The 14,732-nt window shown below is 70.7% G+C and carries 9 protein-coding genes; 5 read left to right on the top strand and 4 right to left on the bottom strand.

Annotation, left to right across the window (positions count from 1 at the left end):
- Window positions 1-5: 5 nt before the first annotated feature.
- Window positions 6-1,271 carry an MFS transporter gene (locus tag ABD347_RS11285; RefSeq protein WP_344359743.1) on the bottom strand — a complete coding sequence of 422 codons (1,266 nt, stop codon included), beginning with the start codon at window positions 1,269-1,271 and terminating at the stop codon, window positions 6-8.
- Between the two features lie 282 nt (window positions 1,272-1,553).
- Here ABD347_RS11285 and ABD347_RS11280 point away from each other — a divergent pair, with 282 nt between their 5' ends.
- Window positions 1,554-2,261 (top strand): TetR/AcrR family transcriptional regulator, encoded by a 708-nt coding sequence (locus ABD347_RS11280; protein WP_344359741.1) that lies wholly within the window; start codon window positions 1,554-1,556, stop codon window positions 2,259-2,261.
- 174 nt (window positions 2,262-2,435) lie between these two features.
- Here ABD347_RS11280 and ABD347_RS11275 read toward each other — a convergent pair whose 3' ends face one another.
- The 3 genes from ABD347_RS11275 to ABD347_RS11265 form a co-directional block, all read right to left on the bottom strand.
- Window positions 2,436-3,671, bottom strand: a complete 1,236-nt coding sequence (locus ABD347_RS11275) for an erythromycin esterase family protein (protein WP_344359739.1) — start codon at window positions 3,669-3,671, stop codon at window positions 2,436-2,438.
- 1,045 nt (window positions 3,672-4,716) lie between these two features.
- Window positions 4,717-5,691, bottom strand: a complete 975-nt coding sequence (locus ABD347_RS11270; RefSeq protein ID WP_425575621.1) for an arabinan endo-1,5-alpha-L-arabinosidase — start codon at window positions 5,689-5,691, stop codon at window positions 4,717-4,719.
- Between the two features lie 479 nt (window positions 5,692-6,170).
- A complete protein-coding gene (locus ABD347_RS11265) occupies window positions 6,171-8,249 on the bottom strand; it encodes a pectinesterase family protein (protein ID WP_344359738.1) in 2,079 nt (692 codons plus the stop codon).
- A 1,369-nt stretch (window positions 8,250-9,618) separates the two neighbouring features.
- Here ABD347_RS11265 and ABD347_RS11260 point away from each other — a divergent pair.
- The 4 genes from ABD347_RS11260 to trhA all read left to right on the top strand — a co-directional run bounded on the left by ABD347_RS11260 (window position 9,619) and on the right by trhA (window position 14,666).
- Window positions 9,619-9,822 (top strand): cold-shock protein, encoded by a 204-nt coding sequence (locus ABD347_RS11260; RefSeq protein WP_004986771.1) that lies wholly within the window; start codon window positions 9,619-9,621, stop codon window positions 9,820-9,822.
- 347 nt (window positions 9,823-10,169) lie between these two features.
- Window positions 10,170-11,663: a DEAD/DEAH box helicase gene (locus tag ABD347_RS11255; protein WP_344359735.1), complete on the top strand. Its 1,494-nt coding sequence runs from the start codon at window positions 10,170-10,172 to the stop codon at window positions 11,661-11,663.
- 1,355 nt (window positions 11,664-13,018) lie between these two features.
- Complete coding sequence (locus ABD347_RS11250; RefSeq protein WP_344359733.1) at window positions 13,019-13,357, top strand: MerR family transcriptional regulator; 339 nt, start codon at window positions 13,019-13,021, stop codon at window positions 13,355-13,357.
- Between the two features lie 475 nt (window positions 13,358-13,832).
- The gene (gene trhA, locus ABD347_RS11245) at window positions 13,833-14,666 is read left to right on the top strand and encodes a PAQR family membrane homeostasis protein TrhA (protein WP_344359732.1); all 834 of its coding nucleotides are present in this window, start codon (window positions 13,833-13,835) and stop codon (window positions 14,664-14,666) included.
- Window positions 14,667-14,732: the final 66 nt, after the last annotated feature.

The raw sequence follows: 14,732 nt of genomic DNA, 5'->3' as shown, positions 1-14,732 counted from the left end.
CTCGGTCAGCGGACGCCGCGGATCGGGACGACGGACAGGGCGCCGAGGACGGTGATCACGGCACCGGTGATGAAGAGGGCGGTGTAACCGCCGAGCGAGGCGACGACGAGCGAGGCCATGAAGGGCGCGATGATCTGCGGACCGGCGTTGGCGATGTTCAGGACGCCCATGTCGCGGGCGGCGTCGTCCGCACTCGGCAGCACCAGCGTCACCAGGGCCGTGTCCACGGCCATGAAACAGCCGAACGACAGCCCGGTGATCACGCAGAAGGCGAGCATGCCGGTCCAGGTGGGGCTGACCACCGGCACGATCATGCCGAGCGCCGTGAAGACGCAGGAGACCGCGATGAACGGCTTGCGCCGGCCGATCCGGTCGGAGAGCACACCGCCGACCACCGTCGACAGCAGCGTGCAGACCGCGCTGACCGGCGAGATGATCGCCACCGCGGCGGCGGGCGAAAGACCCTTGGGCAGGTCGATGTGGTCCTGGAGGATGTACAGCTGGTACAGGAAGACGGCGAAGTAGCCGAGCATCATCAGGAACCGGCCGATGAACGCCCACCGGAAGTCACCCGTCTTCAGTGCGGAGCCGAAGGCGGCGAGCTGCCGGCCCAGTGGCACCGTCTCCACCTCGGGGAGCTTCCGCTCCCGTACGAGAGCGGTGAAGAGCACCGCCACCCCGGCGACGACCGCACCGAGGACGAGGTAGCCCGTGCGCACGTCGTGCGGGACGAACGCGGCGGCGGCCATGACACCGATGATCGTGCCGATGGGGATGCCCATGCCGACCATGGCGGAGGCGAGCCCCCGGCGCTCCATGGGGACCCGGTCGGGGACGACCGCGGTGATGGCGGCCTGGTAGACGTTCATCATCGCCTGCACCAGGCACCAACCGATGGTGACCAGCAGGATCGTCCTCATCGCGCCCAGCAGCGCGAGCGCCCCCAGCGCGGCCAGGCCGCCGCCGAGGATCCAAGGGTTGCGCCGCCGGGAGCGGTCCGACAGCAGTCCGGCCAGCGGATTGAACAGGGTCGCGAAGACGGCGGCGATCCCGGAGACCAGGCCCAGGTTGGCGATCTTGTCGGCCGGGTCCAGCAGCTCCACCTGCACGGGGAGCAGTACCTGCCCGACGCCCATGTAGACCACGAACATCGCGGTGTTGCCGACGGCGAGCAGGAACAACAGCCTGCCCAGCGGGCCGCCGGCATGCGGCGCGGCGGAGGCTGGTGCGGACGGTGGTACGGAGACGCGATCGGTCTCGGATCTGGACATGTCCGGCTCCTCGGGGTGCGGCGGCTCTCGCGGACGGAAGAGGGGAAGTGGGACGGGGACGCCGAAGCAGGCAACGGGGAAGGAGGAACGGGGCCTTTGTGGGGAGGCGTGGACGAGAGGGCGGCCGTGATCGCCGGAGGGCTCCGTACCGGGCGTGGGGGGTGGCCCCGCCGTTCGGGCGAGCACAGGCAATCACGAATACCGAGTGGGTAGTAGGTTTTGTGAATGTGGCGTGGGTCACAGCAATCCGGCCCGGTTCGCCGACTGGTTAAGGTGCTGCCCATGGATCACAAGGACGGGCGGTCGGCGCGCACGAAGACCCCGGGGAACGGCGAGGGCGCAGCTCGCGGCGGCTACGCCGTGGGGGACGAGCGGCGCCTGCGCATCCTGGACGCCGCGGTGGAGCACTTCGCCCAGTGGGGCTTCCATGCCTCCTCGCTCGCCCGCATCGCCAAGGACGTCGGCATCACCCAAGGCGGCCTGCTGCACCATTTCCGCAGCAAGGAGGACCTGCTCGTCTCCGTGCTGGAGCGCAGTGAGGAGCACGACATCGAACGGTTCTTCTCGACCGAGTTCGACTCCGCCGCCGACTGCTTCCTGCGCCTGCTCGAGCTCGTCGAGTACAACAGCCGCCGCCCCGGGCGGACCCGGATGTTCAACGTCCTTGTCGGCGAGTCGTCGGACCCCGGCCATCCCGCGCACGCCTTCTTCACCCGGCGCTACCGCAAGGTCCTGCGCGACCTGTCCGACACCCTGCGGCGCGGCGTCGACTCGGGGGAACTCAAGCCCGACACGGACTACCTGGCGGAAGCCCAGGAACTTATCGCCGTCATGGACGGGTTCCAGCTCCAGTGGGCGCTGGAGCCGGAGTGGCTGGACATGACCGAGCGCCTGCGCCGGTATCTGGACCGCGTGTACCGCTCGATCTCGACCACGGGGGCCGCTCTGCCGCCGGGACCCGCGGGAGACGCCGACGAATCGGGCCGCTGAGCCGGGAAGCGGTCAGGCGCACACGACCCTCACGTGACGCCCGTGTGACGCTCGCGCCCACCCGACCGTGGCCGACGTTGCGTCGGAAGGCCTCTGGCCCGCCAGTTTTCGGATCACTCCGCCGGTGCGCATGGTCCCCGATGACGCACTACGTCCTCGCATTGTGGCCCGGAGTCAACGGCCACAGGGCTCCGTCCGGGGAAGCGGGTGGGAGCAGGTCGAGCGCGCGACGAACGAGAAGCCGTCATAGTCCTGCGCCGGGACGAGCGGGGCCGTGTGGAAACGGTAGGCGAACCGGGGGACGTTGGCTCCGAAGCTGCGCTGCGCCTGCGGGGTGTGCAGCCATGGCGCGGTCCCGGTCCGCAGGTCGGCGTAGTAGTCGCCGCGTACGGCGTCCGCGAGCCGCGCCTCCAGAGAACGGACTCCCGTGCCGATCCGGTGGCGTACCGGTGGGCCCTGGAGGTCGTCGCCGCGCCGGGCGAGGAACGATCCCTTGCCGAAGAAGAGGGCCAGGGCGTAGTAGGCGTCGCCGTACCGTTCGCGGAGCCTGCTGCCGAGGGCGGGGACCTGTTTCCCGTACGCGCCTTTCGCGATGTGGCCGTTGTGCGCCCAGACCATGACGCGCGTCTGCGGGTCGTCGTCCACGAGACGTACGACGGCCTCGGCCATGTAGCGGTCGCGCACGGCGAACACGCTGTCCTCCCCTGCCGAGGGCTCGAAGGAGCGGGTCACCAGGTCGGCGGCGCGGACGAGGATCCGCGCGTGTTCCAAGGCCTCGTCGGCGTCGGCGTCAGGACCCGACGCCTCGCGGCGGTCCGCCAGAAGGCGGGCGACATCCTCGGCGCGCCGCATCAGGGCCTGGGCGGGGTCGGGGTACGAGGCGGGGCTGGCCTGGGCCAGCACCTCGAGGGCGCGGACGTCGCCGGCGCGTTCGGGTGCCGTCCGGCGCAGGAAGGCGGCGACGGCCTCCACCGAGTCGGCGCAGCGCTGGGGGTCCGTGCCGATGAAGCGGACTCGGCGCTGCTCGGGCAGGCCGCGGTTGTGGGCGCGCAGCCATTGGACGAGGTCGACCATCTCCCTGGTGCACCAGGTCCAGAAGCCCAGCCGGGCGACGAGCCGTTCGGGGTCGCCGTTGCCGTGCCGTACATACGCGTCAAGCGCCCGGCCTGCGGACTGGCTGGCCTCCATGGCGAGGGTGGTGAACCCCTCCTCGCGTACCAGGAACTCCACGATGCGGTGCTTCAGCCGGAAGAACTCGCCCGTGCCGTGGGTGGACTCGCCCAGACCGATGATCCGCGTCCCGCGCAGGGCCTCGCCCAGGGGTTTCAGGTCCTCCGTGGGAGCGCCCGGTGTGAGCGTGCCCAGGGGGCGGGCGTGCTCGGTCAGCCAGCGGGCGATGTCGTCGGGCACCCCGGTGCCTCCCCCTCCTGCGTACTGCCGGGCGGCCCTTCGGGGCGGCCGGTCTGACGCACCCCGTCGTTGGTCAGTCCGTCTGCTCCCGGCAGGCCGTGAGGATCCTCCTGGAGACCCCGCACGGGTCGGGTCGGCCATGCTCGGGATACACACCTGCGACGCTGCCGACAACTTTGTTCACTCCCGCCCGACCGTATCCGGCCAGTCGCGCGGCGATGTCCTCGGGCGGGCCGTCGAGGAAGAATCCTGAGTCGACCAGGGCGCGGGCGCCGAGGACCGGCAGGCCGACGGACGCGCCGTCGCCCGCTCCGGCGACCGCGTCCTCCGTTCCGATCAGGACCGGACCTCGGTCGGGTACTCCACACAGGTGTCGTGGGGGCTGTCGTACGGTTATCCGTGTAGTCCGGCGACGAAGTCGGGTGCGCGGGGCCGGGTCCGAGGTCCATGTGGTGTCCGGTGAGAACGGCCAGCGAGCGCGTCTGGCTCGCCGGGGGTCGATCGGGGTGCCGAAGCGGCATGGCGACGCTGGTGCCGGCCGGGACCCGGTACCCGTGCCGGCCAAGTAGGCGAAGACCCGCCGCGTATCGGCGCTGAGCGACTGGCCCTGCCAGAGGCGGGCCGCCCATCCGTCGCGGACCAGCGTGGCGAAGGTGGACCACGGTCCGGGGCGTCGGCGCGGTAGGACGGGGTCTTGAGCGACGCGGGCGCCTCCACCCGCGCGCCGGCCGAGGGGACCGGCCGCTCCTGCGGGCCGTGCACCGGCTCCTGGGAGAGGCGGCCGGCGGCGCCTTCCGCGCTCGCGGCGGGGCCGCGCCCGGGAAGGCCGTGGGCTGAGCACCGTTTCGGACCGCCCGGGAACGCGGCGTGCCGCGCACCGGCTGGCCACCGGAGGTGTACGGGAACCGGTGAGCCGTGCGAGGGGGCGCGGCACGACGGGACACCGCGCCGTGCCGGGGCACGCAGGCCGGTGCGCGACCGTTGCCGCGCTGGGCCCTGGCGCAGGCGTCCGCACACGGACCGCCCCCTCGCCGCCGAGCTCCGGTCAGTACGCGGTGGGCCAGCCGCCGTCCCACCTCAGCCGGTTGAGGCCGAGCTTGGCCGTACCGCCGTCCTTACCGTCGTAGTAGTGGTAGACGAGCAGGTCCCCGTCGGTGTCGGGCATGATGTCCTGCCCGCCGGGGCCGATCACGGATCCTTGTGACGCCATGAGCACGGTGCCGCCGTCGCGGTTCATCGCCACGCCGTCGCGGTCGTAGTAGGGCCCGGTGGGGCTGGTGGCCCGGCCGACCTTGATCTTGTACGTGGAGGTGGTACCGCTGCAGCAGGTGTCGTACGAGGCGAAGAGGTAGTAGTACCCGTTCCGCTTGACCACGGTCGGACCCTCCACCGCCCGCGGTGCCGCGGAACGCGAGGCGAGCGCGTGACGGGTGGTGTCCCCCGCGTACTGCTTGCCGGTCCGGGGGTCGAGGCGGATCATCTTGATTCCGCTCCAGTGGGAGCCGAAGGCCAGCCACCACTTGCCGTCGTCGTCGACGAACAGGTCGGGGTCGATGGCGTTGTAGTCGCTGTCGGCCGTGGAGGAGTGGACGATGCCCTGGTCCTTCCAACTGCCCGGCGTCCCGGTCGTGGAGGTGGCGAGGCCGATGGCCGAGGTGTTGGAACGGAAGCCCGAGACGGCGTAGTACATCAGGTACCGGCCGCCGTGATAGGTGAGGTCGGGTGCCCACGGGTCGTTCTCGGACGAGTAGCGCGACCACCAACGGGGCGGTGAGGAGAAGGCGTCACCATGGCGGTTGAAGGCGACGCGGTCGGTGGAGGTGCGGAACTCGAGGTAGCCGTGGGTGGAATGGAGCAGGTAGCGCCCGTCGGGCGCGCGGAGCATGGTCGGGTCGTGGACGACGACGTCGCCGGTGACCCGCCCGGGGGCCGGGTAGGCGGACGCGCTCGACGGCATCAGGGCGAGCATGACGGCGGCGGGCAGGGCGAGGAACGAAGAGTTGCGCAGAGTGCGGCTCACGCGCTTCTCCTTCCGGTGGGGGTGGACATGGCGTTGGGGTTCGAGAGAACGAATGGTGCTCGCGTGTCGGAGCTGTGGTGAACCTCCCGTGACGGAAGTGGCGATCAGGGCGTGCCCGCGTCCGGACAGCCCCCTTGCGGGGCCCGGCGGATTCCGCGCCGGGTCCCGCCGCAGACGGTCGGGGAATCTCCGTCGTGTTTCCTATGGCCCGGGGCGAGGGGATGCGCGGCGTGGCGCGGGCCCGGCGGTGGCGGTTGTCCGACGTGGCCACGGGCGGGGTGGGTGATCTCTTCCAGGAGCAGGCCGCTCAGGCGGCCCGGCGGGGGTCCCCGGCTCAGCCCCGGGGCCGGGGCCGGACGTCGGTGGGCCGCCCCTGGCCGGGGATCGGGCGCGTCGACGGGTGTGACCGTCCAGCGCGGCCACACCCCGGGCGGCCTGGGCGGCTTCCCCCGGGGCCGGGGCTTCCTCCGGGCCGGGGATCAGGCGCCGGTGGGCTTCCAGCCGCCGAACCAATCCGCCGTCTCCTGGGTGGCGGCCTGGGCGTCCGTCAGGTGCGGGCGGTCAACGCCGGCGGCGCCTGCGCCCGGGCCTTCGTTGTTGTACTCGGCGAACCGGTCGTTCTTCCAGGAGAAGCCGCCCATGTCGGTCCAGGGAGCGGCCTTGACGGCCGCGCCGAGAACGCTGTCGCGGATGGTGGTCTGCGGGTCGAGGCTCGCGTCACCGCCGGCGTGCCAGGGGCGGCCGAGGTGGAAGCTCCGGGCGGACACGTCACCGTCGATGGTGGTGCGCGTGATGAGGAAGCCCTTGCGGCCGGCCGGGGTGCTGGGCGCGGTGACGTACCCGGCCGAGGTGCCGTTCCAGCGCTTCTTCAGCGTGAGGACGCACTTGTCGATGACCGCGGTGGCGCGGCCGAAGACGAAATCGGTGTTGCCGATGACGTAGGAGTTGGTCAGGTACACCCGGCCCGTACGGTCCTTGCCCGCCGTGTCGAGGAGCAGGGTGTCCTGGTCGCCGCTGATGATGAGGGCGTCCAGGCGGACGCGGTCGGCGGCGGTGCGCAGCGCCACCGCCTGCTGGCCGTTCAGCTGCTGGTGCTTCGCCTCGTCGAAGTCGTTGGAGATCGTGAGGTTGCGGGCCTGGAAGTCGTCGGCCTCCACGGCGACGGTCGCGCTGCCGCCGGTGCCGTAGGTGCCCGACCCGTCCGGCTTGGTCATCCCGGCGGCGTGGCCTTCGACGATGACGGTGTCCTTGCGGCTGCGACCGGTGCCCTCGAAGGTGATGTGCGGTTTGTTCGCCGGGACCTTCACCGCCTCGCGGTACGTGCCGGGCGCGATCCGGATCACGACGCGCGAGGTGTTGCCCGCCGGGACGGCGTCGACGGCCTTCTGCACGCTCTTGTACCGGCCGCTGCCGTCCTTGGCCACGGTCAGGGTGCTCTGCGCGGCGGCGGTCGCGGGCCCGGCGCTCACCGTTGTTCCGATCGAACTCCGCGGCCCCGCACCGGATGTGAGAAGCGCGGGAACGTCGGCTGCCTTGTCGAGACGGTAGTTGTAGTACGACTTCGGGTCGAACGCGGTGCCGCCGCTCTCGTTGCGGCCACTGGTGCGGGTGAAGACGTTGCCGCGCTGGACCAGTCCTGCCGTGCCGTCCTTGATGACGGGGTTGTTCACACCCTCGAAGTAGCTGTTCTCCAGGACCATCTTCGTCCTGCCGCGCGCGTAGTTGCCGTAGGACGACGTGATGTCCGTGCCCGGGGCGTCCTGGAGGTAGTTGTTGTAGAGATGGGCGTGTGCGGCGTTGTCGGTCGACGGGTTGCGCTGCCCGGTCTCCCGGAACCAATTGTGGTGGATCGTCAGGTCGGCGGTCGTGTTCTCGGTCCAGCCGATGCCGAACGTCTTGTTGTTGTCGCTCAGCCTGTTCCAGGACACCGTCACGTAGGTGGTGTCCTTGCGGCTGTCGATCAGCCCGTCGGCCATGCGCCGCAGGTCGTTGTGATCGATCCAGACGTGGTGCGCGCCGTCCATCTGGATGGCGTCCCAGTCGTGCTCCTTGTCGTTCCAGATCCCCTGGTACGAATCCCGGATCGTGAGGTTCCGGATGATCACGTTGTGCACGCCCTGGCCGAGGAAGAAGCCACCGCCCACGATGTGCCCCGAGGTGCCCGCGCCGACGATCGTCTTGTCGGAGGCGACCCTGATCTCCTTGCCCTTGGGGTTCATCGGGATCGTGGCGGCCACCACGATGACGTACGGCTCCCGGGCGGTCGCGTACTTCTCCAGATCGGCCAGGGTCCGCACGGTGACCGTCTTGCCACCTTTGCCGCCGTACGTCCCCTTCTGCCCGAGCGCGTGGACCGACGCGAAACCGTCGGCGGTGTCGTCGGCCCAGGCCGGTGCGGCGGCCGCCGAGGCCTTCGGCCGCGCGCCCTCTCCGAACACCCCGAAAGCCGTGCCGTAGGCCATGGCCCCCGCGGCGGCCAGTGCCAGCGGGGCCCCCGCCAGCAGTGCCGTCTTCTTTCTGCGGTGCCGCGCCTTGCCGTGGCCGTGCAGCTCAGTCATGCCGATTTCCCAATCTGTACGTACGTGGGGGACCCGTGGGGAACGGGCTGCTCAGCAGTCGCCGCAGAAGCGGGATTGGTTGCCGTCCCACCGGAATACCTGTTTCCAGCCAGCCGCTGCTCCAGGGCACAGGGACACCGGTCGGTCCGGGCAGTCCCCGGCCGACGAGGTCCTCGACCTGTGTCGACCGCTCATCATTCGTCGGTGCCGGACAGCATCCGCACGCCGTGACCGTGTCCGACGAAGCGCAGCGTCTCCCCGCCTTCCGTGCGCTCCAGCGACCCCCTGGGGGCGCGCCCGCCCATCGGAAGCGCCGCGCGCACCAGGAAAGCCCCGCCGGATGCGGGTCCGGCGGGGCTTTCCTCGGGGGTGGCGGGTCAGCGGGCAGGGGCGGGAATGAGCGAGGTCAGCCCTCCTGGTGTCGTCTCGCCCCTCAGCTCCGGCCGGGCCGCCAGATGCCGGTCCGCTAGCAGGGGTCCAGCGGCAGCCGGTCCGGAAGGGCGGCGAGTTCTCCCCGTCGTACAGCACCGGTGAGTCCCAGTCGCCGGGGTCGCCCATGCCCCTCCGGTCGACGATCAGGGCGCGGGTCGGTGCCGGAAGCGCGGTGGCCGTGGCGAGACGGCCGCCTCGACCGTGTCCGTCTGCTCCGCCGTGCGACCGTCCAGCCACAAGGTCTGGATCTCGCCGCCGAGCGGTTCGTAGGCGTACTGGCCGACCACGTCGACGTCGGCGGACAGCCACCAGTTTCATGGTGAGGGACGCGATCCGCAGCCCCAGCAGCCGGCCGAGCTCCTCCGGGCTCATGAGGACGTCGTCCCCCTCGATGTCGAGCACCACGGCCGCGCCCTGTCCCGGTACAGGGCCGCCGACGGGACGACGCGCCGACGGCCTGTCCGCTGGCCCGACCTTCCGGGCGTTCGGGGCGGAAGGGCGACGCCTCGGCCGCCGTCCCGGGGCGGTGAGCAGGCCCCTCCGCGCGGGCGTCGGCCTCGGCTGTCGGCGCCGGACGGGGCAGGCGCGTGGAGCCCGGCGGTGCCCCTGGTCGCGGCGGGCGACACCGATCCGCCCGAAACGTCGCACCCCGAGGAATCAATACCTGTAGCCGCGAAGTGAGGGTTTGGCGGACCGCGTAATGAGGGTTTTTGCCACGATGGACAAAGACGAATTGTGCGGCGTGCGCCGGCCGTTTCGGCGTGCTACTGTCGATCTCAGTTGCAGTTGTGGTTCCCAAAACTTCAAGTGCCCCCGCCCGGCCCAGCCGGCGGGAGCACTTTTGTATTTCCGGTCATTTTCCGGGCGGGGTAATCATCGCGGCGACACGGCGTCCGCGCAGTGCGGATCCGATGTACTGCCCCAAAGGAGATATGACATGGCTACTGGCACCGTGAAGTGGTTCAACGCGGAAAAGGGCTTCGGCTTCATCGAGCAGGACGGTGGCGGCGCCGACGTGTTCGCCCACTACTCGAACATCGCCGCCCAGGGCTTCCGTGAGCTGCTCGAAGGCCAGAAGGTGAGCTTCGACATCGCGCAGGGCCAGAAGGGCCCGACGGCCGAGAACATCGTTCCGGCCTGACGCTGACGCGGACTTTGTAGCTGGGGCCCGCATCCTTCGGGGTGCGGGCCCCAGCTGCACGCGTTTCCCGCAGCGGTCAGCCCGGGGGACCGGCGCGAGGAGCCCTCGCGGTTCCACCACACGCGGCTCCCCTTCAAGGGGCGCGGGCGGAAACCCGGAGAACTTCACCGCGGCCGACGCCCGTATCCCGCGTCCTTTGCCGCGCCACCCGTCTCAGCACCCGCGCCCGCGCGTATTTCCGCCGGCCGGATGTGCTTTCTTTTTCCATCGGTTCATACTTGTAATTCTCCATGCCGCTCATCGCTGCGGGAATTCCTTGATATGTGCCACATCGAGGAAGGTTCCGCATGAACCGCACACGCACCAACGACCGATCCGCCCGCACCCGTAAGAGCAGTGCCGACGCGGGGAGGGGCGGCAACCGCTTCGGCTCGCCCGCACCGCGCCGCTCCGGCGGGCCGACGCGTTCCGGTGGTTACGGCCGCCGGCCCGCCGCCGTACAGGGCGAGTTCGCGCTTCCCAGGACGATCACCCCGGCGCTGCCGGCCGTCGAGGGCTTCGCCGACCTCGACATGCCCGGGCAGCTACTGGCCGAACTCGGCAAGCAGGGCGTGACGGCACCGTTCCCGATCCAGGGCGCGACGCTGCCGAACGCCCTGGCGGGCCGTGACGTCCTGGGCCGCGGCCGTACCGGGTCCGGCAAGACCCTCGCCTTCGGCCTCGCCCTGCTGGCCCGTACAGCCGGACAGCGTGCTGAACCCCGCCAGCCGCTGGGGCTGATCCTCGTACCGACGCGCGAGCTGGCGCAGCAGGTGACCGACGCGCTCACTCCGTACGCCCGCTCCGTCAGGCTGCGGCTGGTCACGGTGGTGGGCGGCATGTCGATCGGCAAGCAGGCGGGCGCGCTGCGAGGCGGTGCCGAGGTCGTGGTCGCGACGCCCGGCCGGCTCAAGGACCTCATCGACCGCGGCGACTGCAGGCTGAACCAGGTGGGCATCACGGTGCTCGACGAGGCCGACCAGATGGCTGACATGGGGTTCATGCCGCAGGTCACCGCGCTGCTCGACCAGGTGCGTCCGGAGGGACAGCGGATGCTGTTCTCCGCGACCCTGGACCGCAACGTCGACCTGCTGGTGCGCCGCTACCTGACCGATCCCGTGGTGCATTCGGTCGACCCGTCGGCCGGTGCGGTCACGACGATGGAGCACCACGTCCTGCACGTCCACGGCGCCGACAAGCACGCCGCCACGACGGAGATCGCCGCCCGCGACGGCCGCGTGATCATGTTCCTGGACACCAAGCACGCCGTCGACCGGCTGACCCAGGACCTGCTCAACAGCGGAGTCCGCGCCGCCGCGCTGCACGGCGGCAAGTCGCAGCCGCAGCGCACCCGCACACTGGCGCAGTTCAAGACGGGGCACGTCAGCGTGTTGGTGGCGACCAATGTCGCGGCGCGCGGCATCCACGTCGACAACCTCGACCTCGTCGTCAACGTCGATCCGCCGACCGACCACAAGGACTACCTCCACCGCGGCGGCCGTACCGCGCGCGCCGGCGAGTCCGGCAGCGTCGTGACCCTCGTCACACCGCACCAGCGCCGCGGCATGGACCGGCTCATGTCCGACGCCGGAATCCGGCCGCAGACCACGCAGATCCGCTTGGGCGAGGAAGCCCTGAGCCGGATCACCGGTGCCCAGGCCCCGTCCGGCATCCCGGTCGTGATCACCGCACCGGTGGTCGAACGCCCCAAGCGCGGCGCCTCCTCCCGAGGCCGACGCCGTCCCGCGTCGGCTGCCCGGCGCGCCCCCGTACGCCGTCCCGCCTTCGACGCGGCGGCCTAGGGTCTTCGCCGTCGGCTTCTGACGCCCGCTCCGACGCGGCCCCGCCCGGTGGGAGGCACATCCCTCCCGGTGCCCGGCACCCCAGGGTCCGTCCGAGCGAGGGAACAGGCACGGGCCGACACGTGAACAGCAATGTGGGTCCGACCGGCGCAACGCCGGTCGGACCCACACTGCTTGTACGGGTCCTTGCCGCAGTGGTTGCCCAGGGGGCCCAGGCGCGAGGTACTGACGTCCCGATCGCGGCACGGACATCCCGCCCGCCTCCGGGTGAGCACGGGCAGCCGGGCGATCCGGAGAACGTGGCCACGGGCGAAGGAGTCGAGCCGCGTCAGGGCGCTCACGCGCGGAGGGAGCGGGGACCGGTCGGCCCGCGGGGGTGATACGGCGGGAAGCGCGCATGCCCGGCGGTGGCCGGTGCCCGTCGGCCGCAGCCGTGGCGCGGTCGGTGGCGCGGTCGGTGGCGCCGCGGGAAGCCCGACGGACGGCGCGCCTTGGTCGCTCCGAACGCTGGACCTGGGCTCCGGAGCTGCTCCGACCATCCAATGGACCGGCGAAGGCGGCTGACCTCACCTTGAGAGATGCAGAAAATCTATTCCCGCCGGAGTAGACATTGGGTGGCGGTGTGGTTATGGTTTCTCTTGTAGCCGAGATCGAGCAAGGCCCGGCAGAGACGAACTGCCGGGCATCGGTACACGCAGTACGCAGGACGGTGCGGTGGTGGAGTTCCGAAGCCAGGGTTGTCGCAGGACGGTGACGGGACTGACGACCGGACCGGGTGGCCCGCAGTGATCAGGGGCCGCCATCAGCAGGACCGCAGCTGACGCAGTGGTAGTTCAGCGGTTGCGGTTGTTGTAACCCGCAGTGCGGTAGTCAGTGGTACCTCGGTAAAGGCGTCGGCTGCGGGCGCGCGTACCGGGAAGTTCGGCAGCGGGGCTCCCAGCCCAGAGCAGACGCAGGACGGGCACGGGGCCGGCTGCCGAGGAGTGGCGCTGTAAGAGGCCACCAGTGGTTGGTGAGCGGTATCAGCAGTACAAGCAGTACACGCAGTCGCAGTGCACGCAGTACGCAGTACCTCGCTTGGCAAGTGATTGTTCCAGAGGGAAGAACGGAGGAATTCGGCGCCATCAGGATCGCCCGGGCCGCAGCCTTGAGCCCGGGTACCGCAGGACATCGATTGGTAGGTGGTCTCCGGTCACGCATCCGCGATCCCCGCACTGCCCTCCCGCTCCAGGGTGGGCCTGCGGAGCAAGCAGGCCGACGCAGCACTAGGGTCGGCAGATGGTGTAGCAGTTCCTTCGGGGCCCTGGTGCCAGTACGGCGCCAGGGCCCCTCCACGCGTTCCACAGAGAGGTGAGATGACAGCAGACGATTCCTTCGGCCGTCTCGAAGACGACGATTACCCCGCCTTCACCATGGGTCGAGCTGCCGAGATGCTCGGCACCACCCCCAACTTCCTCCGTGCCATCGGTGAGGCCCGGCTGATCACCCCGCTCCGCTCGGAGGGCGGCCACCGCCGCTACTCCCGCTACCAGCTGCGTATCGCGGCCCGAGCCCGGGAACTGGTCGACCAAGGCACCCCCATCGAGGCCGCCTGCCGCATCATCATCCTCGAAGACCAGCTCGAGGAAGCCCAGCGCATCAACGCGGAGTACCGCCGGGCCGCGGGGCCGCCCCACCCCCCGGCCGCGGCATGAGATGAGCGCGCCCGCCGCTCCCGGCGGGCACCGCACGTACAGCCCCGCCGGCCGGCTGATCGTCACCGTGGTGACGTGATGTACGCGCGGGTGGCTTCCGCGTCAGCTGTGGTCGTGCGAAGTACCCCTCTGCCCGCACGTTGGTGCGGGCGCTGTGCTGTGCTGTGCCGCAGGAACCGGCAGTGACCGACTCGGTCCTCGCGTGAACCGTTGGACTGGCGGACAGAGGGTCTCGCTCCCGTGCCGGGCGTCGCGATCTCCTGCTGCCGCGGCCGCTGCCGCGGGCGTGGGCAGTGCGGCCAGGAGCCCGAGGAGACGGCCGGTGGCCGCATGGTCGTCGGAGTGGGCCGCCGCCACGGACGCGATCCACTCGGCTTCGACACGCCCAACGCCGGGTCATCGGGTCCGGAGTTCGCACGTCGGCGGAGCACCCCGTGCCCGCGGCTGTACCGGTGGGGTCTCCTAGCATGATCCCATGGTTGCCAGTGACGCCCAGGGGCCCGAGGGAGAGCAGAGGGGTGTGTCCCGCCACGCCGCTGAAGCCGAACGCGGTCACGCCGCCGCAGCGCGTGGAGAAGAACGCCACGAGGACGGGCTGCCGGGCGGAACACAGGATGGCGATGAGGGGCAGACCGCTCACCCGGTCGCCGCTCTGGTGGAGCGGGCGGCCGACCTCGCCGAGCCGATCAAGCCGAGGCTGCGTGGCTGGCTCCATGCCGGAATGGTCCCCGCCGCGCTGATCGCGGGCGTCGCACTCATCTGCCTGGCCCGTACTCCGCAAGGGGCCCTGGCCTGCGCCGTCTATTCGGTCACCGCCTGGCTCTTGTTCGCGACGAGCGCCATTTACCACCGCGGCACCTGGGGGCCGCTCGGCGAGGCTCTGCTGCGACGTCTCGACCACGCCAACATCTTCCTGATCATCGCCGGAACCTGCACCCCCCTGGCCGTGCTCCTCCTGCCACCGGACCAGCGTTCCGTGCTGCTGTGGATCGTATGGGTGGGCGCGCTGGCCGGTATCGCGTTCCGGGTCCTGTGGGTCGGAGCTCCGCGCTGGCTGTACACCCCGTGTTACCTGGCCCTGGGGTGGGCGCCGGTGCGCTACCTGCCCGACTTCCTGCACACCGGCGGAGCGGCGATAGTCGTCCTGATCGTGGTCGGCGGTCTCCTCTACAGTGCGGGCGCGGTGGTCTACGCCCTCCAGCGGCCCGACCCCTCACCTCGCTGGTTCGGCTTCCACGAGGTCTTCCACGTCCTGACCGTGGCGGCTTTCACCGCCCACTACGCCGCCATCTCCCTGGCCGCCTACTGACCTACTGACCTGCTGATCTGCTCGGCCCGCGCATGTGCTTGTGGCGGCGGTCAGGTGGCCGAGGCC

The organism is Streptomyces gobitricini, from assembly GCF_039532985.1.
Taxonomy (GTDB): Bacteria; Actinomycetota; Actinomycetes; order Streptomycetales; family Streptomycetaceae; genus Streptomyces; species Streptomyces gobitricini.
This window is presented reverse-complemented; position numbering and strand designations above follow the sequence as displayed.